Below are 797 nucleotides of genomic sequence, written 5' to 3'. Positions count from 1 at the left end.
CCGTCTTGGCGCGTTTGCGCGCAAGCCTGCGCCGGTGTCGGTGAGCTGGCTGGGATTTGGCTACACCACGGGCCTGAAGGCGATCGACTACTTCCTGACCGACGAACCGGCAGCCCCGGTGGGCAGCGAGCACCTGTTTGCCGAGACGCCCTGGCGGGTGCCGAACGGCTCGTACGCCTACCGGCCGGCCCTGAACATGGGTGAGGTGAGCGCCCTGCCGGCATTGCAGCGCGGCCATGTGACCTTCGGCACCCTGACACGCGCCATCCGCATCAACCACCGAACGATACGGGTGTGGGCGGAGATCCTCAAGCGCGTGCCGGGCGCGCGCCTGGTGGTCGACAGCAGCTCCTACAAGGACGAAGGCGTGCGCGAAGCGCTGATCCAGAAATTCGAGGCCCATGGCGTGGAACGCAGCCGGCTGGAGATCGGATTCCACAGCCCGCCGTGGGACGTGCTGCGCGGCATGGACATCGGGCTGGACTGCTTCCCGCACAACTCGGGCACAACGCTGTTCGAGAGCCTGTACATGGGCGTGCCCTACATCACGCTGGCCGGGCGGCCGAGTGTGGGACGGCTGGGCAGCTCGATCCTGCACGGCGTGGGGCACGAGGAATGGATTGCGCAGAGCGAAGAAGAGTACGTGGCCAAGGCGGTTGCGCTGGCGTCCGATCTGGGCCAGTTGGCCCAGACGCGTGCGAGCCTGCGCCCGCAGATGCAGGCCAGCGTGGTGATGGATGAGGCGGCCTTTGCCCGCCGGGCCGAGCAGGCCTATCAGCTCATGTTCCAGCAGTGGG

At 67.5% G+C, this 797-nt stretch carries 1 protein-coding gene; it reads left to right on the top strand.

Features of this window, described 5'->3' with window-relative positions; translation table 11 throughout:
- Positions 1-797, top strand: a 797-nt coding sequence (locus CDE01S_RS18000) for an O-linked N-acetylglucosamine transferase family protein (protein WP_439648683.1), incomplete at both ends; no start/stop codon positions are given.

Source organism: Curvibacter delicatus NBRC 14919 (assembly GCF_001592265.1).
In the GTDB taxonomy this organism is placed as follows: domain Bacteria; phylum Pseudomonadota; class Gammaproteobacteria; order Burkholderiales; family Burkholderiaceae_C; genus Hylemonella; species Hylemonella delicata.
Note: the sequence above shows the minus strand (reverse complement) of the source record. Positions and strands in the feature narration are given on the sequence as shown.